The sequence below is a fragment of the Pseudoroseicyclus sp. CXY001 genome, from assembly GCF_041714655.1.
Lineage (GTDB): Bacteria > Pseudomonadota > Alphaproteobacteria > Rhodobacterales > Rhodobacteraceae > Pseudoroseicyclus_A.
Map to the genome: position 1 here is coordinate 3,252,104 of NZ_CP168219.1, position 16,303 is coordinate 3,268,406.

Below are 16,303 nucleotides of genomic sequence, written 5' to 3' on the forward strand. Positions count from 1 at the left end.
GAGCGGCCCCATGTCCATCCCCCAATCCGGCGGCGGCCCGATCGAGAGCTATGACGACCTCGCCGCATATCTCGAATCCGGCTGCAAGCCGAAGGACGACTGGCGGATCGGCACCGAACACGAGAAGTTCGGCTATTGCCGCGACACCCAGCGCCCCCTGCCTTATGCCGGCGAGCGCTCCATCGAGGCGGTGCTGACCGCGCTCAAGGACAGCTACGGCTGGAACCCGATCTCTGAAGGCAACCACCTGATCGGGCTGGAAAAGAACGGCGCCAATATCTCGCTGGAGCCGGGCGGCCAGCTCGAGCTTTCCGGTGCGCCGCTCGAGACGATCCACCAGACCTGCGACGAGGTGAATGCCCATCTCGCCGAGGTGAAGGCGGTGGCCGACCGCATCGGCGTCGGCTTCATCGGCCTCGGCGCCGCGCCCATCTGGTGGCACGAGGACATGCCGCTGATGCCCAAGGGCCGCTACAAGCTGATGGACGGCTACATGCGGCAGGTCGGCACGCTCGGCACCGCCATGATGCGGCGCACCTGCACGGTGCAGGTGAACCTCGACTTCGCCTCCGAAGCCGACATGGTGCAGAAGTTCCGCGTGGCGCTGGCGCTGCAGCCCGTCGCCACGGCGCTCTTCGCCAACTCGCCCTTCTGGGAGGGCGAGCCCAATGGCCACAAGTCCTGGCGCGCCCGCATCTGGCGCGATCTCGACGCGGCCCGCACCGGGATGCTGCCCTTCGTCTTCGAAGACGGCATGGGCTTCGAGCGCTATGTCGACTGGGTGCTCGATGTGCCGATGTATTTCGTCTACCGCGACGGGACGTACATCAACGCCCTCGGCCAGTCGTTCCGCGACTTCCTCAAGGGCGAGCTGCCGGCGCTGCCCGGCGAGAAGCCGACGCTCTCCGACTGGGCGGACCATCTGACGACGGTCTTCCCCGAGGCGCGGATCAAGAAATTCATGGAGATGCGGGGCGCCGACGGCGGGCCCTGGCGGCGGCTCTGCGCGCTGCCGGCTTTCTGGGTCGGGCTGCTCTACGACCAGACGGCGCTCGATGCCGCCTGGGACCTGGTGAAGGACCTTTCCGCCGAGACACGCGACGAGCTGCGGGTCGCAGCCTCCGTCCGCGGCCTGCAGGGCAAGGCGGGCGGCGTGTCGCTGCGCGTCCTCGCGGAAGAGGCGGTGACCATCGCCGAGATGGGCCTCAAGCGCCGCGCCCGCGTCGGGGCCGGCGGGCTGATCCCCGACGAGACGCATTTCCTCGCCGCGCTGAAGGAGAGCGTCGAGACCGGCAAGGCCCCGGCCGACGAGCTGCTCGAGCGCTACGAGGGCGAATGGGCGGGCGATCTGTCGCGCATCTACGGCGAATTCAGCTACTGATTGCGCGCGTCGGAGGGGGGCTGTCTGCCCCCCGCCGCCTGCGGCGGCCCCCCGAGGATTTCTTTGGAGCAAAGACGGGTGCGGCGTTTTTGTCGCGACCCCGCCACATTTCGCGGGCGGGGGAATTCTCACGGAGCCGTGAGTTCATCATGCTCCGCCGCAGGATTTTCATCGGACAAGGATTTGAACCATGCGTGATTTCTTCATTCGCAGCTTCGAGATGCTGGTCAACGTCATCGTCGTTCTGATGGTGGTCTTCTGGGTGATCGCCGTGATCGGCACGCTGATCGGCCCGGCGGGTGCCATGGGCGTGCCGAAGGGCGTGGCCTTCGTCGGCGCGCTGGTCGGCGGCGGCATCTATGTCGTGCTGATGGCCGGCCTGCTCTACATGGGGCTCGGCATCTACCAGAACACCAAGCGCACGGCCGACGCGCTGGAAGCCCGGACGGGCGTCTGACCTAGACCCCTGAGCCGCGGCACGCCCGCGGCTCAGCTCCCCACATGGGGGACGGTGCTGCCGCCCCTGGAGCGGCCTTTGGGATCAGGGCCAAAGCGGTTGGCCCCCCGCGTGCCTTCCGTCGCATAGAAGACGATCAGCACGATGAGCCCGACGAAGGGGATCACCCAGATCCACCACCACCAGCCGGAGCGGTTGGTGTCGTGCAGGCGCCGCACGCCGGCGGACACGCCGGGCAGGAAGGTCACCAGCCCGAAGATCGTCGAGAAGGGCGCGAAATCCGTGGCGCTGGCGATCCCGCCGGGTCGGATGACGGTCGTGCCGAAGAGCGCGAGGTCGAGGATCGTGAAGAGGATCCCGCCGATCAGGCAGAAGAGCACGAAATACCAGACCTCCGGGCGCGTCGCGCGACCCGAGAAGGTGACATAGGCGCTGAAGCAGCGGCGGACGGCGGCGGAAAAGCCCATCAGACCAGCCTCGCGACGACGTAATCGGCGAGCTCGCCGAGCATGTCGCGGATCGGACCCGCCGGCAGGCCGGTCAGCGCCGTCTTGGCCGTCTCTGCCCAGCGGAGCGCATCGGCGCGGGCGGTGGCAAGCGTCTGGTGCCGCTCGAAGAGCGCGAGCGCGGTGGCGAGGTCGCCCTCCTCCACCTTGCCGCGGCCGATGGTGCGCTGCCAGAAGGCGCGCTCGCCGTCATCGGCGGCGGCGACGGCGCGGATCACCGGCAGGGTCATCTTGCCCTCCCGGAAGTCGTCGCCGCGGTTCTTGCCGATGCCCTCGTCGCCCTCGTAATCGAGCAGATCGTCGGCGATCTGGAAGGCGAGCCCGAGCGCGTCGCCATAGGCGGCGAGCGCCTGTTCCTCCGCCTCGGAGGCGCCGGCGATCACGCCGCCGGCCCTTGCGGCGGCCGAGAAGAGCGCCGCAGTCTTGCCGCGGGCGATGGTCTCGTAGGTCTCGACGGTGGCGGCGAGGTTGCGGGCCGCGGTGAGCTGCAGCACCTCGCCCTCGGCGATGGTCGCGGCGGCATTGGCGAGGATGTCGAGCACCCGCATCGAGCCCGTCTCGACCATGAGCTGGAAGGAGCGGGCGAAGAGGTAATCGCCGACGAGCACCGAGGAGGTGTTGTCCCACAGGAGGTTGGCCGTCGGCCGGCCGCGTCGCTGCTCGCTTTCGTCGACCACGTCGTCATGCAGGAGCGTGGCGGTGTGGATGAACTCCACCGCCGCCGCGAGATTGAGATGGAAGCTGCCCTCGTAGCCCATGAGCCGGGCCGCCGCGAGCGTCAGCATCGGGCGGAGCCGCTTGCCGCCGGCCTCGACCAGATGCGCCGTCACCTCGGGGATGCGCGGCGCGTGGCGGCTGGCCATCCGGTCGCGGATGAGGGCGTTGACGCCGGTCAGGTCGTCGGCGAGCGCCGCCGCCAGGCGCTCGTGCGGGCGGGCCGAGGCCGGAGTGTCGAGGCTCATGACCATGACCCCCGCGCCACGGAAGCGGGCGGCTCGACAAAGGACAGGGCGGGCCCTACCTCGATTCCCATGAAAGAACTTCTGCGCACCAACGATCCCACGGTCATTGCCTTCGCCACCGCGTTGCTCGGCGGCGAGGGTATAGTCTGCTTTCCGATGGACAACAACATGAGCGTCCTCGAAGGGTCCATCGGCATTCTGCCCCGTCGGCTCATGGTGCGGCAGGAGGATCACGCCCGCGCCCTCGAGGTGTTGACGGACAATGGCATCGACATCTGACGAAGGGACGAGCCGCGACGCCTTCCTCGGCGGGCGGCTGATGCTCCGCCAGCCGCTGCGCGGCTATCGCGCGGGGACGGACCCGGTGCTTCTCGCCGCCGCGGTGCCGGCCCGGGCGGGCGAGAGCGTGCTCGAGCTCGGCTGCGGCGCGGGTGCGGCGCTTCTCTGCCTCGGCACGCGGGTTCCCGGGCTGCGGCTCGCGGGGCTGGAGCTGCAGCCCGATTATGCGGCGCTGGCACGGGCCAATGCGGCGGAGAACGGACTGGAGGCCGAGATCCACGAGGGCGACCTGACCGAGATGCCGGCGACGCTGAAGGCGCAGAGCTTCAATCACGTCATCGCCAACCCGCCCTTCTTCGCCGCCGGCAGCGGCAAGGCGGCGGAGGATCCCGGCCGCGAGACCGGCCGGCGCGAGGCGGCGCCCCTGGCGCTTTGGGTGGAGGCCGGCGCCCGCCGCCTCGCCCCCCGCGGCCGCATGACGCTGCTTCTGCCGGCCGAGCGCCTCGCGGCGGCGCTGGTGGCGGCCGAGGGGCGGCTCGGCGCACCCGAGGTGCTGCCGCTTGCGGCCCGCACCGGGCGCGCCGCAAGCCGCGTGATCCTGCGGTTCCGCAAGGGCGGCCGGGCGGGGCTGCGCCTGCTGGCGCCGGTGATTCTGCATGAGGGCGCCCGCCACGAACGGGACGAGGACAGTTTTACCGAGATCGTCGAAGCGGTGCTGCGCGGCGCGGCGGCCCTGCCGTTCAAGGATTAACCGACTATCAACACCTCGGCGAGACGATGCCGACCATCAGGCGCGGCCCGCTCGGTGCGTGACAGACGCCCGCAATCGTGCTGCACTTGGTGACACGTGAACCCATCATCTCCAGGGAGATCAGCATGAGCGTCACTTCACATCTCGCCGAACTGAGGAAGAAGCACGAGCACCTTTCCAACGAAGTGGAAGTTGCACAGCGAAATCCGGCCACCGATGGGCTGCAGATCGCGCGGATGAAGAAGCAGAAGCTGGCGCTGAAGGAGGAGATCACCCGGCTGACGGCGCACTGACGGTCGGCCTTGGCCGAGGGGGGGGGCGGGCCCGACGGGCTCTGCCCCGTCGCAGAATGGCGACACCTCGGTTTCTCCGGCCGGGTGAAAGGGGCGGCGTGCCGCCCCTCCTCCCGGGCCACGACCCGTCTACTGCAGGTATTGCCCGCCGTTGGCGCTGAGCGTCGAGCCGGTGATGAAACCGGCATCGTCGGAGGCAAGGAAGGTCACGCAGCGCGCGATCTCCTCCGCCTCGCCAAGCCGCCCGACGGGGATCTGCGGCAGGATCGTCTCGGTCATCACCTTCTCGGGGATGGTGCTCATCATCTCGGTGTTGATGTAGCCGGGGCAGATGGCGTTGACCGTGATGCCGGCCCGCGCGCCCTCCTGCGAGAGCGCCTTGGTGAAGCCGATGTCCCCCGCCTTGGCGGCGGCGTAATTCGCCTGGGCGAACTGGCCCTTCTGGCCGTTGATCGACGAGATGTTGATCACGCGCCCGAACTTCCGGCCCCGCATCCCGGGCCAGACGACATGCGTCATGTTGAAGAGCCCGGTGAGATTGGTGTCGATCACCTCGCGCCACTGGTCGGGCGTCATCCGGTGAAACGGCGCGTCGCGCGTGATGCCGGCGTTGTTGACGAGCACGTCGATGGGGCCGAGCGCCGCCTCGACCTCGGCGATGCCAGCCTGGCAGGCCTCGTAATCGCTGACGTCCCATTTGAAGCTGGCGATGCCCGTCTCTTCCGAAAAGGCGCGGGCCTTGTCGTCATTGCCGGCATAGGTGACGGCGACGGCATGGCCCTCGGCCTTCAGCGCCCGGGCGATGGCGGCACCGATGCCGCGGGTGCCGCCCGTGACCAACGCAACGCGTGTGGACATGGTACTCCTCCCTGGTCTTTCCGCCCGGGTTGATCCCGGGTCGGCCGGGGGCGGCGCACCGCCCCCGTCTCTCGAGTTAAGCCCCGAACGGGCTCAGCGTTCAACACACATGGCAACGCCCATGCCGCCGCCGATGCAGAGCGTCGCAAGGCCCTTCTTGGCGCCGCGGCGCTTCATCTCGAACAGGAGCGTGTTGAGCACCCGGGCGCCCGAGGCGCCGATCGGATGGCCGATGGCGATGGCGCCACCGTTGACGTTCACGATCGCCGGATCCCAGCCCATGTCCTTGTTGACGGCGCAGGCCTGGGCCGCGAAGGCCTCGTTGGCCTCGACGAGGTCGAGATCCTCGACCCGCCAGCCGGCCTTGTCGAGCGCGCGGCGCGAGGCCTGGATCGGCCCGACGCCCATGATCGACGGGTCCACCCCCGCGGTGGCGTAGGAGGCGATGCGGGCGAGCGGCTCGATCCCCCGCGTCTCCGCCGCCTCGGCGCTCATGAGCAGCACGCCGGCCGCGCCGTCGTTGATGCCCGAGGCATTGGCGGCGGTGACGGTGCCGTCCTTGGTGAAGGCGGGGCGCAGCTTCTGCATCCCCTCGATCGTGGCGCCGTGGCGGATGTATTCGTCCTTCTCGACCACCGTGTCGCCCTTGCGGCCCTTGATGGTGAAGGGCACGACCTCGTCATCGAAGCGCCCGGCGTTCTGCGCCGCCTCGGCCTTGTTCTGGCTGGCGAGGGCGAATTCGTCCTGCATCTCGCGGGTGATCTGCCATTGCTCGGCGACATTCTCGGCGGTCTGGCCCATGTGGTAGCCGTTGAAGGCATCCCAGAGCCCGTCCTTGATCATCGTGTCGATGAGCTTGGTGTCGCCCATCTTGATGCCCGAGCGCAGGTGCTGGGCATGGGGGGCGAGAGACATGTTCTCCTGCCCGCCGGCGACAACGATGCCGGCATCGCCGAGCATGATGTGCTGGGCGGCCAGCGCCACGGCGCGCAGACCCGAGCCGCAGACCTGGTTGATGCTCCAGGCGGCGCTCTCGGTCGGCAGGCCGGCGAGGATATGCGCCTGGCGGGCGGGGTTCTGGCCTTGGGCGGCGGTGAGAACCTGGCCGAGGATCGTCTCCGACACCTCCCCCTTCCCCACCCCGGCGCGGGCGATCAGCGCCTCGATGACGGCGGCGCCCAGCTCGTGAGCGGGGGTATTGGCGAAGGATCCGTTGAAGGATCCGACAGGCGTCCGCGCGGCGGAGGCGATAACGACGTTGGTCATGAGGCTCCTCTCCTCTTGCCCCGGGCAGTGGCAGGCCCGGTCTTTTCAGGGGGCAACTTAAGGAGGCGCGCCGGGCGCGGCAACGGGGGAGGGCGTCCGATAGCGCTGCCACCCCTCCCCCGTCTTTGCTCCCGGGCATCCTCGGGGGGGAGTCGCCAAAGGCGACGGGGGGCAGACAGCCCCCCGGGACCCGGCCGCACCGGGGCGCCCCGCTGCCGCAGGGTCAAAATTCTTCTCGAAGACTTTTTGGGGCGCCGGCCCCGGGGCTAGAGCCCCGGCTTCGGCACGCCGAAATGCCAGCCCTGCAGGCAATCCGCCCCGAGCCGGGTCATGTGCGCCGCTTCCTTCGCGGTCTCCACTCCCTCGGCGACGACATACATCTCGAACTGATGGGCCACCGTCACCAGCGCCTCGGCGATCACCTGGTTGTCGGGGGAATTCTCGATGCCCGAGACGAAGACGCGATCGACCTTGGCGAGGTCGAAGAGGAAATCCTTCAGATTGCTGAACGAGATCTGCCCGGCGCCGAAATCGTCGAGCGCGAAATGCACGCCCTTGGGCTGCAGCTCGGCCATGAAGCGGGTCACGACATCGGGGAGCATCATCGCCGATTCCTCGGTGATCTCGAGGATCAGCCGCTGGCCGAGCCCGTCGATTCGCGCGAGGCCGCGCATCAGCTCGTCGCGCCACTGCCCGTCGGCGATGGAGCGGGCGGACATGTTGATGGCGAGCCTGAGCTGCGGATGCTGGGCGAGCTTCATCATGCCGAGCTTCATCGACAGCGCGTCGATCTCGCGCCCGATGGTCGTGTCCTCGACATGGGGGAGGAACTTGGCGGCCGGCAGCACGCGGCCGGCCTCGTCCAGAAGCCGGATGAAGGCCTCGTGAAAGGCGATCTTGCCGGTATTGCTTGCGGCGACGACCGGCTGGAAGGCGAGCTGCGCCCGGCCCTCGGCCAGGGCGGCGCGCACCATCTGCGGCATGTCGCGGTCGCGGGACTGGATAGCGGCGTCGAGCGGCGAGGCCGGCTCGTGCCGTTCTGCTTCCATGGCGTACACCTCGGGGCTCCTTGCACCGTCTTCAACCTCCGTCGATTAAGTTACTGTCAGGTTGACGCAGGCAGGGCGAAACTGAGGTCGCAATATGGAACGATGCAGCTGGTGCGGCGAAGATCCGCTCTATGTCGCCTATCACGACGAGGAATGGGGCGTGCCGGAGCGCGACGGCCGGGCACTCTGGGAAAAACTGGTGCTCGACGGCTTTCAGGCCGGCCTCGCCTGGATCACGATCCTGAGGAAACGCGAGGCCTTCCGCGCCGCCTTCGACGGATTCGACCCCTCGCGCGTCGCCCGCTGGGGCGAGGCAGAGGTCGCCCGGGCGCTCGCCGATCCCGGCATCGTGCGCCATCGCGGCAAGATCGAGGCAGCGGTGAAGGGCGCCCGGGCCTGGGAGCGAATCGAGGCGCGCGAGGGATTCTCCGCCTTCCTCTGGCGCTATGTCGACGGCGCGCCGCTGCAGAATCGCTTCAAGCCCGGCGAGATTCCGACGGAGACGGATCTGTCGCGGCGGATCTCGAAGGCCCTGAAGAAAGAGGGCTTCACCTTCGTCGGGCCGACCATCGTCTATGCCTTCATGGAGGCGGTGGGCATGGTCAACGACCACGTCGTCGCCTGCCACCGCCACGAGGCCGTTAAGCGGCTGGGGTGAGGGAGGGCTCGATGGTCGCGGCGTAGGGTGGGTTTTCAACCCACCGCCCCGCTCTCAACCGGGCCTGACCTCGCACGCCGGCCCGTGGGGTGGCGCTCCTGCCGGTGCCGTAGGGCGCTTTATGGTGCCGCCACATCCTCGCTCGAAGCGAAGCGCTGCCCATCGAGAGCGCCAGCCCGCGGGACGGGCCGGCGCTCGCGCGGCGGCATGCGGCCTTGATTCCGCGCGGGGCACGGGCGGCAACGGTGCTCCTCGGCGTAGGCGTAGGGTGGGTTTCCAACCCACCGCCCCCGTCGCGCTACGCCCAGCGCCCCAGCGCCGTCTCATCTTCCTCCGTGGCCGCGACCCATGTCTCGCCGGCCTCCGTCACCTCCTTCTTCCAGAAGGGAGCGCGGCTCTTCAGCCAATCCATGAGGAATTCCGCCGCCGCGAAGGCGTCGCCGCGGTGGGGGGCGGCGGTGGCGACCATCATGATCTCCTCGCCCGGCGCGAGCCGGCCGTAGCGGTGGATCACCAGCGCCGCCGTCAGCGAGAAGCGCTCCAGCGCCTCCTGCCGCATGGCCTCCGCGGCGCTCTCGGTCATGCCGGGATAGTGTTCCAGCTCCATGAACCTCAGCCCGCCGGCCACGTCGCGCACCACGCCTGTGAAGCTCACCACGGCGCCGGCGCCGTCGGCCGCCGCCTGAAAGGCATTGAGCTCGGCGCCCGCGTCGAACGGCGCCTCCTGGATGCGGGTGGCCATCAGCCGCCCGTCATCGGCGGAAAGAAGGCGACCTCGCGCACCCCGGCGAGCGGCGCATCCATCGGCGCCAGCTCCTGATCCAGCGCCACGCGGAGCGCGCGGATATCGGCGAAGGCGGAGGCGTGCCCCTCGCTCCGGGCCCGGAGCTCGTCGATCAGGGCGGCGACGTCGGTCGCGCCGGTCTCCACCTCCTCGCGGGCCGTGCCGATCCGCTCCCGCAGCCAGGCGAAATAGCGGATGTTCATGCCGGCTCCCGCAGATAGGGTAGCGCCTTGCGGAAGTAATCCCAGCCGGTCACCACCGTCAGCACCGCCGCCACCCAAAGGAGCGCGGCCCCGGCCCACCAGCTTGCCCACATGGCGCGGTGCTTCCACAGAAGCCCCTCGTCCGGCACCGTCCCGGCGAGCATCCCGTCCACCGTCTCGGGCGCCATGCCGGCGACCTGGGTATCGTAGTAATGCTCGATCGCGCCGCTCGCGAAGAGCACGGCGATGGCCACCATCTGCGCCGTCGTCTTCCACTTGGCGAGCTTCGTCACCTTGAGGAGCCCCGCCGTCGCGCCGAGGAATTCCCTCAGCCCCGCGACGAAGGTCTCGCGGAAGAGGATCAGAACGGCGGGCAGGAGGATCCAGGGGTTCAGCCCCGAGAGCCCCGTGATGAACAGCAGCGCGATGATGACCATCGCCTTGTCGGCAATGGGGTCGATCATCGCGCCGAACCGGCTTTCCTGCCCCCAGAGCCGCGCGAGGTAGCCATCGAAGTAATCGGTGACCGCCGCGCCGATGAACAGCGCCAGCGCCACCCAATCCGCGATGGGGCGGGCGAAATAGAGAAAGAGGATGGCGAGTCCGGGCGCGGCGAAGAGGCGCAGCAGCGTCAGGATGTTGGGGATGCTCCATATCATGCCGGGATACGTAGCGCGGCCGGGGGGCTTCCGCCAGTTGCTCGCGACACTTGCCGCGTTCGGCAGTTGACTTGGTGTCAGGCACCTCGCCATCATCATCTGGATTCCAACGAGGAGTCACGGAGCGCCCCGACGAGGAGGAGACGGGTGGTCTGAACGATGCCGCGCCTTGGGCGCGGCAGGTCCATAGCCGAATGGGAGGAGACTCATGGACATCTCTCTGACGCGGTCACCGCTGGTGGCCGCCCTTTTCGTCGCGGCCTGCGCCGCGACCCCGCTTATCGCGCAGGAGGAGCAGGACAGCGTCGGCCGAGGCTGGCCGGTCGTGCCCTATGCGCCGCAGACGACGACGCCGCCGGGCCAGGAGTTCGGCTATGTCTTCGACCCCGCGAATGTCGGCCCGCCGGAGGGCGTCGAGCCGCTCGAGCGCGACATCTTCTCGTCGGACGATTACTACCTCGACACCGAGCTCTGGTCCGACCCGCGCTACTACCGCTGCAACGCGCCGGCGCCGCTCTCCTACATCTGGGGGGCCGCCGAGGGCACCAACCGCGGCGACCCGGCCGCCCGCGCCGAGACGGCGCATTGGGGCGACTGCTCGGTCGACTATCCGCGCGAGGGCATCGTCAGCCCCTATCCCTTCGCCACAGCGCAGGAGCACTACGAGGCCCTGATGGCCGAGGCCGAGGAAAACGGCACGCGGATGCATTACGAGAACGGCGAGCTGCCCGACTGGTCGGGCGTCTATACGCGCGCCGCGCCCTCCGAGGAGATGCCGCAATGGTACTTCGGCAATAACCTGCAGCCGCCGACGCAATTGTCGCTGCTGACCGAGGAATACCAGTACCGGCAGATGCAGCAATGGTATCACGCCGCCAATTCGGTGGTGACCCATTGGCCGGCGCAATATTGCTGGCCGGAAGGCTACATGCGCCGCTGGTCCGCGCCCTCGGTCGCCGACCATCATTTCTACATGACCCCCGAAGCCCTGCTGATCATGACCGGCCGGGCAGACAACTTCTTCACCGAGATCTTCTTCGACCGTGAGTTCGACATGTCGGGCGAAATTCCGCGGCTCGGGGCGGATGTGCCGCGCTGGTACGGCAATTCCATCGGCTTCTGGGACGGCGACACGCTCATCACCTGGACCTCGAACATCCAGGGCTGGATGGTCCACGACATGCCGGAATACTCGAACAAGATGCAGGGGATCGAGATCTACTCGCCCATCTACGAGGGCGAAGAGCAGGTCGGCCTGACGCATGAGACCATCTTCTACGACCCCGAGGCCTTCGTGGAGCCGCTGCGCATCGTGCGGCAATTCAACAAGGGCAGCGACCTGACCGAGGGCAACCCCTATGCCTTCATCGAATGCATCCAGACGATCTACCCGCTGGAGGGCGTGCCGACCCAGACCGCCCCGGGCCAGGTGATCGACTACGAGGTGCCCGACATGTACGGCCGCCCCTGGGCGCATATGTTCGACATGCTCGAAGAGGGCATGGAGGTGCGCGAGGCCGAAGGCGGGCTCTTCGGCTTCGATTGAGGCCGGGAAGGAAGAATGGCCGCGGCTGGCTAGAGCCGCGGCCACCAGAGCGCACATACTCACCCGTCTTTTTCGACCTCGACATCGATCTGAAAGCTCCCCGGACCGCCTCGAGCGCCGAACTTTCCGGCCTTTCTCTGCAAGACGAACAAGATCGCGCAAATCCCGGCGAGGATAACGCCTACCAACAACACAACGCTAACGTCAGACATGCCACCTCCTTTGGGCTGGCAGTTGCTCCAAAAGTCCGACGGTGTGCAAATTTTTGCCGAAGCGTTAGAACTCGCGGATTTCCTGTTGCGATCCCTATTAGATGAGCCTAACTCCAAGGTGAACTCAAAATACTTGTACACCGAACTCTGGCAGCCGGGACCTCCCGGCTGCCTTTGTTTTATCGCGGCTTCTTGCGCTACGAAAGTGCCCTCTGCTGTTCGTCCGGAAGTAGTGGCTTTAGCTATATTACTGATTTTTTGGGCTGAATTTCATGTATCTGACTGCTTCAGGTCGGTATGGCCGCCCATTATGAGCAAGCATCTGACTGTCACGAAGCATGGAGCGAATAGATGTCTAGTCGGGCATTTTGTTGGTGCTTATTGGAGAATGTGTGATAAAGGCCGTGAAACTCTGCTAGTCTGGATGTCTGCCAATGAACTGGGCGCAAAAACTTTACGCCGTCGCACTGCGCGTCGGCGGAGGGCCTGACCCCCTTAGCCCGCAAGACTTTATGGTCGGGGATGAAGCGATTCAGTCGTCAGACGACTATCAAACGCTCATTGCGGACATGCGAATCTTGTCTGATGACTATCATGACGAGCAGAGGGATCTGGACATTTGGCATACGCATCGCACAACCAGCACCCGAATCATGGAGGGGAAGGTTCGGTCGGACAAGGGCGTTATCTTTAAGCGACATGCTTCCACCTGGAAGTGCAAGCTCCCAAACCGAGGCTCGTTCGCGACTTGGTCCAAGTGCAAAACCACTTCTGCCAACAAGGATACGCAGCGCTTTGTTATGTTCTATCTAGCTTGGACCTTGCCAGTGCGGGAAAGCTACGACGATTTTCCATGGGACCAATTTTTTTCGATCAGTGACGAAACGAATCTGGCCGAGTTCCTCAACGAACTGAGATAGTTTGCAACGGATTTACGGAAGTCACACCCGCTCCAGCACCTCCACCGTCAGCACGGTCGGCAGGTGCTCGGCCACCTCGATCCAGCTCTCGCCCTCGTCGAGGCTGGCGAAGACCGAGCCGGAGTTGGTGCCGAAGTAGACGCCCGCCGGCTCCGCCGTGTCGCCGGCCATCGCCTGGCGGAGAACTGTGAAATAGCAGCCCTTCTGCGGCAGGCCGTCGCGCTTAGCCTCCCAGGTCTCGCCGCCGTCGGTGGAGCGCCAGACGGCCGCGGCGGCGTCCATCGGGACGCGGTTGTTCTCCTCGAGCGGCAGCACCCAGAGCATCTGGGGGTCGCGCGGATGCACCTGCACGGGGAAGCCGAAGGGCGAGGGCAGGCCCTCCGTCCGCTCCTCCCAGTTGCGGCCGCCATCGGCGGAGCGCCAGACGCCGTGGTGGTTCTGCTGGTAGAGCAGATCCCCCGCCCCCGGCGCGCGGCGCAGGTTGTGGACGCAGTGCCCCACCTCGCCGCCCGACGGGCCGGCCGGGTGGTCATGGCCCTCATGCGCCGCCGCATTGGTCATGCGGTTGCGCCGCTCCCAAGTCTCGCCGCCATCCTCGGTGGCGAAGATGCCGGCGGCGGAGATGCCGACCCACATCTTCTTCGGATCCTCCGGGTCGGAGATGATCGTGTGCAGCACCAGCCCGGCGCCGCCGGGGCTCCACTCCTCACGCGAGGGGTGGTTGGTCAGCCCCTCGACCAGCTCCCATGTCTTGCCGTCATCGGTGCTCTTGAGAAGCGAGGCCGGCTTGGTGCCGGCATAGAGCGTGTCGCCGGCCCGGTGGAGCGACCAGATTTGCTTGAAGTCGGTGCCGAACGGCAGCTTCTCGCCGGTGATCCCGAACATCGCGGCCATCTCGGGCTCTTCCTTGGCCCAGCCATCCATCTGGCCCTCGGTGAGGCGGGTCCGCTCCCAGCTCTTGCCGCCATCCTCCGAGCGGAACACGCCGGCGCCGTGGAAGTCGCCGCCGCCCCCGGCCCAGATCGTGCCGGTCTTCGGATCGCCTGCCAGATGGTTGATTGCCCAGCCGTCGCAATGCGGCCCGGTCACCTCCCAGCCGGAGCGGTCGGCCCCGCCGGAAATCAGGAAGGCGCCCTTGGTGGTGCCCACGAGAATCGTCAGTTCCGGCATGTCGCCCTCCTTCGGCTGATAAGCGTTGATATCCATCTATTTTCCGCGAGTCCAGATTTGGCTGGCCCGCGGGTGGAACCTCGCCCGCGGACCGGGCGTTGACCGGCGCCCCAAGAGCCAGGCCGCCATGCAAAGACCCCTCGCCCTCGCCCTGATCCTCGCGCTCCTCACCGGCTGCGACAGCTTTCCGAAGGACCCGGACGGGACGACCGAGCGCATCGCCGAGAGCGGCGTCATGCGCGCCGGCATCGTCGGCGACGCGGCCGGCGAGGCGGAGGAGCGGGCGCTGGCGACGGCGCTTGCCGCAGCCTCCGGCGCCGAAGCGGAGCTGCATCCCGGCAGCGCCGAGACGCTGCTTCTGGCGATGGAGGCGGGCGAGCTCGACATCGTCATCGGCGATTTCGCCGAGGCCAGCCCCTGGGCCGGCCGGCTCGCCCTCGCCCCCTCGCCCCTGACCGCACATCCGCCTAAGGAGGCGCCGGTCCTCCGCGCGCTGCTGCCGCCGGGGGAGAACCGCTGGCTCCTGCATGTGACCAAGACCATCGAGGACATGCGCCCATGATCGCCCGCGTTCCGAAGGAGCTGGAGCCCGAGCTGCGCCGCGCCGTGCGGCTCGGATGGTGGACCATCGGCTGGCAGCTCTCGATCGTCGCGCTGATGGCGCTCGTCCTCGGCTCCAGCCAGGCGATGAAGACGGCCTGGATCGAGGACCTGCTCGGCCTCGTCCCGGCCATCGTCTTCCTCATCGCGCTGCGCATCGAGCGGCTGCCGCCCGACCGGCGCTTCCCCTTCGGCTTCACGCGGGTGAACAGCCTCGCCTTTCTCGCCTCCGCCGTCGTGCTGACGGGCATGGGGCTCTACCTGATCTTCGATTCGGGGCAGAAGCTGCTCATGGCCGAGCATCCGACGCTCGGGGCCGAGCGGCTCTTCGGCCAAACGGTGTGGATCGGCTGGCTGATGATCGGCGCGCTGGCCTATTCGATCGTCCCGCCGGTGATCCTCGGCCGCCTGAAGCAGCCGGTGGCGGAGGCGCTGGCCGACAAGGTGCTGCACACCGACGCGCTGATGCAGAAGGCCGACTGGATGACCGGCGCGGCGGGGATCCTCGGCATTCTCGGCGTCGGCCTGGGCTTCTGGTGGGCCGACAGCGCCGCGGCGCTGATCATCGCCATCGACATCGTGCGCGACGGCAGCCGCGCCACCCGCGTCGCCATCGCCGAGCTGGTCGACGGCACGCCGCGCAGGCTCGGCGGCCCCGAGGTGTCCGACGATGCCAAGGCGCTGGAGGCGCGGCTCGAAGAGATGTTCCCCGGCGCCGATGTGCGGCTGCGCGAGACGGGCCGCTACATCTGGGCAGAGGTGCATGGCGTCACGCCGCCCGATGCCCCGCCCGACCTCAGCGCCTGCTGGGCCGGCGACCCGGAAAAAGCCTGGCGGCTCGCCGGGGTGTCGTTCTCCTACTGAACAGACGCGAGGATGTGGCGCGCGACCATGAGGTCGAGATGCGCGCCGCCGCCGTTCTTGAAGATGGTGATCTCGTCCGCGCTCTCGCGGCGGAAGGCCTCTGCCTCGTAGTAATCGGCAATCGGGCCGGAGATGGCGCCGGAGGCGAGGGGCGCGATGAGCTCGCCAATCTCGCCGGCCGTCTCGCGCGAATCGACGAAGAGCCGCCCGCGCGCCATGGCCGTGTCATCCGCCTCGCGCATGTCGGGGCGGTAGGCGCCGATCAGGTCGAGATGCTGGCCGGGGCGGAGCCAGTCGCCTTTAATGAGCGGCTCGGTGGCCATGGTCGCCGAGGCGACGATATCCGCCGCCCGCACCGCCGCCTCGAGCTCGCCTGCCACCTCGGCGCCGGCGCTCTCCGCCAGCGCCTCCGCCCGCGCGGGGCTGCGGTTCCACAGCGTGAACCGCGCCCCGGGGAAGGCGGCGCCATAGGCCTCGATCAGCGAGGCGGCGACGGTGCCGGCGCCGAGGATCAGCACCTCGCGCGACTCCGGCCGGGCCAGCCGCCGGGCCGCCAGCAGCGAATCGCCGGCGGTCTTCCACTTGGTCACGAGGTGGAAATCCACGAGGGCCTCGGGCTCGCCGGTGGCGTCGGAGAAGAGCGTCATCGCCCCGCCGACGCTCGGCAGGCCCTTGGCGCCATTGCCCGGGAAAACGGTCGCCGTCTTCACGCCGATGCCGAAGCCGTCGATCCAGGCGGCTCGGGAAAGAACGGTATCGCTCCCCCGGCGGAGGATGCTGTCCTTCACCTCGGCGCGCGGCGCCTTGTGGCCCTCGGCGATGGCCTCGGTGACGGCGATCCACTCGAGCCCGCGCTCGCCTTCTTCGAAGGATATGCTCCGCATG

The 16,303-nt window shown here is 68.0% G+C and carries 21 protein-coding genes; 10 read left to right on the top strand and 11 right to left on the bottom strand.

Features of this window, described 5'->3' with window-relative positions; genetic code table 11:
- The first annotated feature begins 10 nt into the window (after positions 1-10).
- Positions 11-1,381, top strand: coding sequence for a glutamate--cysteine ligase (locus ACAZ03_RS15885; RefSeq protein ID WP_373355090.1), 1,371 nt, complete (start codon positions 11-13; stop codon positions 1,379-1,381).
- Between the two features lie 190 nt (positions 1,382-1,571).
- Entirely contained in the window at positions 1,572-1,838 is a 267-nt protein-coding gene (locus tag ACAZ03_RS15890; RefSeq protein WP_373355091.1) for a hypothetical protein, read from the top strand.
- A gap of 32 nt (positions 1,839-1,870) precedes the next feature.
- Here the strand turns inward: ACAZ03_RS15890 and ACAZ03_RS15895 are convergent, their stop codons facing one another.
- Positions 1,871-2,305, bottom strand: a complete 435-nt coding sequence (locus ACAZ03_RS15895) for a DUF805 domain-containing protein (RefSeq protein ID WP_373355092.1) — start codon at positions 2,303-2,305, stop codon at positions 1,871-1,873.
- Positions 2,305-3,306: a polyprenyl synthetase family protein gene (locus tag ACAZ03_RS15900; RefSeq protein WP_373355093.1), complete on the bottom strand. Its 1,002-nt coding sequence runs from the start codon at positions 3,304-3,306 to the stop codon at positions 2,305-2,307. Before ACAZ03_RS15900 ends, ACAZ03_RS15895 begins: the two co-directional genes overlap by 1 nt.
- 69 nt (positions 3,307-3,375) lie before the next feature.
- Here ACAZ03_RS15900 and ACAZ03_RS15905 point away from each other — a divergent pair, with 69 nt between their 5' ends.
- The 3 genes from ACAZ03_RS15905 to ACAZ03_RS15915 all read left to right on the top strand — a co-directional run bounded on the left by ACAZ03_RS15905 (position 3,376) and on the right by ACAZ03_RS15915 (position 4,629).
- Positions 3,376-3,585 carry a DUF2007 domain-containing protein gene (locus tag ACAZ03_RS15905; RefSeq protein ID WP_373355094.1) on the top strand — a complete coding sequence of 70 codons (210 nt, stop codon included), beginning with the start codon at positions 3,376-3,378 and terminating at the stop codon, positions 3,583-3,585.
- The gene (locus tag ACAZ03_RS15910) at positions 3,569-4,336 is read left to right on the top strand and encodes a tRNA1(Val) (adenine(37)-N6)-methyltransferase (protein WP_373355095.1); all 768 of its coding nucleotides are present in this window, start codon (positions 3,569-3,571) and stop codon (positions 4,334-4,336) included. The genes ACAZ03_RS15905 and ACAZ03_RS15910 overlap by 17 nt, the downstream gene beginning before the upstream one ends.
- Positions 4,337-4,461: 125 nt before the next feature.
- Positions 4,462-4,629, top strand: coding sequence for a YdcH family protein (locus tag ACAZ03_RS15915; RefSeq protein ID WP_373355096.1), 168 nt, complete (start codon positions 4,462-4,464; stop codon positions 4,627-4,629).
- 129 nt (positions 4,630-4,758) lie between these two features.
- On the opposite strand, the gene phbB is transcribed toward ACAZ03_RS15915, so the two are convergent.
- The 3 genes from phbB to ACAZ03_RS15930 form a co-directional block, all read right to left on the bottom strand.
- The gene (phbB, locus tag ACAZ03_RS15920) at positions 4,759-5,487 is read right to left on the bottom strand and encodes an acetoacetyl-CoA reductase (RefSeq protein WP_373355097.1); all 729 of its coding nucleotides are present in this window, start codon (positions 5,485-5,487) and stop codon (positions 4,759-4,761) included.
- A gap of 93 nt (positions 5,488-5,580) precedes the next feature.
- A complete protein-coding gene (locus tag ACAZ03_RS15925) occupies positions 5,581-6,753 on the bottom strand; it encodes an acetyl-CoA C-acetyltransferase (protein WP_373355098.1) in 1,173 nt (390 codons plus the stop codon).
- A 266-nt stretch (positions 6,754-7,019) separates the two neighbouring features.
- On the bottom strand, positions 7,020-7,802 hold the full coding sequence (locus ACAZ03_RS15930) for an EAL domain-containing protein (RefSeq protein ID WP_373355099.1): 783 nt from the start codon (positions 7,800-7,802) through the stop codon (positions 7,020-7,022).
- Between the two features lie 94 nt (positions 7,803-7,896).
- Here ACAZ03_RS15930 and ACAZ03_RS15935 point away from each other — a divergent pair, with 94 nt between their 5' ends.
- On the top strand, positions 7,897-8,460 hold the full coding sequence (locus tag ACAZ03_RS15935) for a DNA-3-methyladenine glycosylase I (protein ID WP_373355100.1): 564 nt from the start codon (positions 7,897-7,899) through the stop codon (positions 8,458-8,460).
- Between the two features lie 298 nt (positions 8,461-8,758).
- Here ACAZ03_RS15935 and ACAZ03_RS15940 read toward each other — a convergent pair whose 3' ends face one another.
- Genes ACAZ03_RS15940 through pgsA form a run of 3 tightly spaced genes read right to left on the bottom strand, consistent with a single transcriptional unit; the run spans position 8,759 to position 10,106 of the window.
- Entirely contained in the window at positions 8,759-9,202 is a 444-nt protein-coding gene (locus tag ACAZ03_RS15940) for a molybdenum cofactor biosynthesis protein MoaE (protein WP_373355101.1), read from the bottom strand.
- Entirely contained in the window at positions 9,202-9,447 is a 246-nt protein-coding gene (moaD, locus tag ACAZ03_RS15945) for a molybdopterin converting factor subunit 1 (protein ID WP_373355102.1), read from the bottom strand. The genes ACAZ03_RS15940 and moaD overlap by 1 nt, the downstream gene beginning before the upstream one ends.
- Entirely contained in the window at positions 9,444-10,106 is a 663-nt protein-coding gene (gene pgsA, locus ACAZ03_RS15950) for a CDP-diacylglycerol--glycerol-3-phosphate 3-phosphatidyltransferase (protein WP_373355103.1), read from the bottom strand. The genes moaD and pgsA overlap by 4 nt, the downstream gene beginning before the upstream one ends.
- Before the next feature lie 208 nt (positions 10,107-10,314).
- Here pgsA and ACAZ03_RS15955 point away from each other — a divergent pair, with 208 nt between their 5' ends.
- Positions 10,315-11,652 carry a hypothetical protein gene (locus ACAZ03_RS15955; RefSeq protein ID WP_373355104.1) on the top strand — a complete coding sequence of 446 codons (1,338 nt, stop codon included), beginning with the start codon at positions 10,315-10,317 and terminating at the stop codon, positions 11,650-11,652.
- A gap of 59 nt (positions 11,653-11,711) precedes the next feature.
- On the opposite strand, the gene ACAZ03_RS15960 is transcribed toward ACAZ03_RS15955, so the two are convergent.
- Positions 11,712-11,864 (bottom strand): hypothetical protein, encoded by a 153-nt coding sequence (locus tag ACAZ03_RS15960; RefSeq protein WP_373355105.1) that lies wholly within the window; start codon positions 11,862-11,864, stop codon positions 11,712-11,714.
- A gap of 434 nt (positions 11,865-12,298) precedes the next feature.
- Between ACAZ03_RS15960 and ACAZ03_RS15965 the strand changes: the two genes are divergently transcribed.
- Positions 12,299-12,784: a hypothetical protein gene (locus ACAZ03_RS15965; RefSeq protein WP_373355106.1), complete on the top strand. Its 486-nt coding sequence runs from the start codon at positions 12,299-12,301 to the stop codon at positions 12,782-12,784.
- Positions 12,785-12,805: 21 nt separating this feature from the next.
- Here ACAZ03_RS15965 and ACAZ03_RS15970 read toward each other — a convergent pair whose 3' ends face one another.
- Complete coding sequence (locus ACAZ03_RS15970) at positions 12,806-13,990, bottom strand: WD40/YVTN/BNR-like repeat-containing protein (RefSeq protein ID WP_373355107.1); 1,185 nt, start codon at positions 13,988-13,990, stop codon at positions 12,806-12,808.
- Positions 13,991-14,081: 91 nt separating this feature from the next.
- Between ACAZ03_RS15970 and ACAZ03_RS15975 the strand changes: the two genes are divergently transcribed.
- Positions 14,082-14,516, top strand: a complete 435-nt coding sequence (locus ACAZ03_RS15975) for a hypothetical protein (protein WP_373355108.1) — start codon at positions 14,082-14,084, stop codon at positions 14,514-14,516.
- Positions 14,513-15,418: a cation diffusion facilitator family transporter gene (locus tag ACAZ03_RS15980; protein WP_373355109.1), complete on the top strand. Its 906-nt coding sequence runs from the start codon at positions 14,513-14,515 to the stop codon at positions 15,416-15,418. Before ACAZ03_RS15975 ends, ACAZ03_RS15980 begins: the two co-directional genes overlap by 4 nt.
- Here ACAZ03_RS15980 and ACAZ03_RS15985 read toward each other — a convergent pair.
- The gene (locus ACAZ03_RS15985; protein ID WP_373355110.1) at positions 15,412-16,302 is read right to left on the bottom strand and encodes an ornithine cyclodeaminase family protein; all 891 of its coding nucleotides are present in this window, start codon (positions 16,300-16,302) and stop codon (positions 15,412-15,414) included. The two genes, ACAZ03_RS15980 and ACAZ03_RS15985, sit on opposite strands and share 7 nt — an antisense overlap.
- Between the last annotated feature and the right edge of the window lies 1 nt (position 16,303).

What these genes read in the sequence shown, in the direction of transcription:
- ACAZ03_RS15885 (WP_373355090.1), top strand. Translation starts at nt 11, where the DNA reads ATGTCCATCCCCCAATCCGGCGGCGGCCCGATCGAGAGCTATGACGAC.
- ACAZ03_RS15890 (WP_373355091.1), top strand. Translation starts at nt 1,572, where the DNA reads ATGCGTGATTTCTTCATTCGCAGCTTCGAGATGCTGGTCAACGTCATC.
- ACAZ03_RS15895 (WP_373355092.1), bottom strand. Translation starts at nt 2,305, where the DNA reads ATGGGCTTTTCCGCCGCCGTCCGCCGCTGCTTCAGCGCCTATGTCACC.
- ACAZ03_RS15900 (WP_373355093.1), bottom strand. Translation starts at nt 3,306, where the DNA reads ATGAGCCTCGACACTCCGGCCTCGGCCCGCCCGCACGAGCGCCTGGCG.
- ACAZ03_RS15905 (WP_373355094.1), top strand. Translation starts at nt 3,376, where the DNA reads ATGAAAGAACTTCTGCGCACCAACGATCCCACGGTCATTGCCTTCGCC.
- ACAZ03_RS15910 (WP_373355095.1), top strand. Translation starts at nt 3,569, where the DNA reads ATGGCATCGACATCTGACGAAGGGACGAGCCGCGACGCCTTCCTCGGC.
- ACAZ03_RS15915 (WP_373355096.1), top strand. Translation starts at nt 4,462, where the DNA reads ATGAGCGTCACTTCACATCTCGCCGAACTGAGGAAGAAGCACGAGCAC.
- phbB (WP_373355097.1), bottom strand. Translation starts at nt 5,487, where the DNA reads ATGTCCACACGCGTTGCGTTGGTCACGGGCGGCACCCGCGGCATCGGT.
- ACAZ03_RS15925 (WP_373355098.1), bottom strand. Translation starts at nt 6,753, where the DNA reads ATGACCAACGTCGTTATCGCCTCCGCCGCGCGGACGCCTGTCGGATCC.
- ACAZ03_RS15930 (WP_373355099.1), bottom strand. Translation starts at nt 7,802, where the DNA reads ATGGAAGCAGAACGGCACGAGCCGGCCTCGCCGCTCGACGCCGCTATC.
- ACAZ03_RS15935 (WP_373355100.1), top strand. Translation starts at nt 7,897, where the DNA reads ATGGAACGATGCAGCTGGTGCGGCGAAGATCCGCTCTATGTCGCCTAT.
- ACAZ03_RS15940 (WP_373355101.1), bottom strand. Translation starts at nt 9,202, where the DNA reads ATGGCCACCCGCATCCAGGAGGCGCCGTTCGACGCGGGCGCCGAGCTC.
- moaD (WP_373355102.1), bottom strand. Translation starts at nt 9,447, where the DNA reads ATGAACATCCGCTATTTCGCCTGGCTGCGGGAGCGGATCGGCACGGCC.
- pgsA (WP_373355103.1), bottom strand. Translation starts at nt 10,106, where the DNA reads ATGATATGGAGCATCCCCAACATCCTGACGCTGCTGCGCCTCTTCGCC.
- ACAZ03_RS15955 (WP_373355104.1), top strand. Translation starts at nt 10,315, where the DNA reads ATGGACATCTCTCTGACGCGGTCACCGCTGGTGGCCGCCCTTTTCGTC.
- ACAZ03_RS15960 (WP_373355105.1), bottom strand. Translation starts at nt 11,864, where the DNA reads ATGTCTGACGTTAGCGTTGTGTTGTTGGTAGGCGTTATCCTCGCCGGG.
- ACAZ03_RS15965 (WP_373355106.1), top strand. Translation starts at nt 12,299, where the DNA reads ATGAACTGGGCGCAAAAACTTTACGCCGTCGCACTGCGCGTCGGCGGA.
- ACAZ03_RS15970 (WP_373355107.1), bottom strand. Translation starts at nt 13,990, where the DNA reads ATGGATATCAACGCTTATCAGCCGAAGGAGGGCGACATGCCGGAACTG.
- ACAZ03_RS15975 (WP_373355108.1), top strand. Translation starts at nt 14,082, where the DNA reads ATGCAAAGACCCCTCGCCCTCGCCCTGATCCTCGCGCTCCTCACCGGC.
- ACAZ03_RS15980 (WP_373355109.1), top strand. Translation starts at nt 14,513, where the DNA reads ATGATCGCCCGCGTTCCGAAGGAGCTGGAGCCCGAGCTGCGCCGCGCC.
- ACAZ03_RS15985 (WP_373355110.1), bottom strand. Translation starts at nt 16,302, where the DNA reads ATGCGGAGCATATCCTTCGAAGAAGGCGAGCGCGGGCTCGAGTGGATC.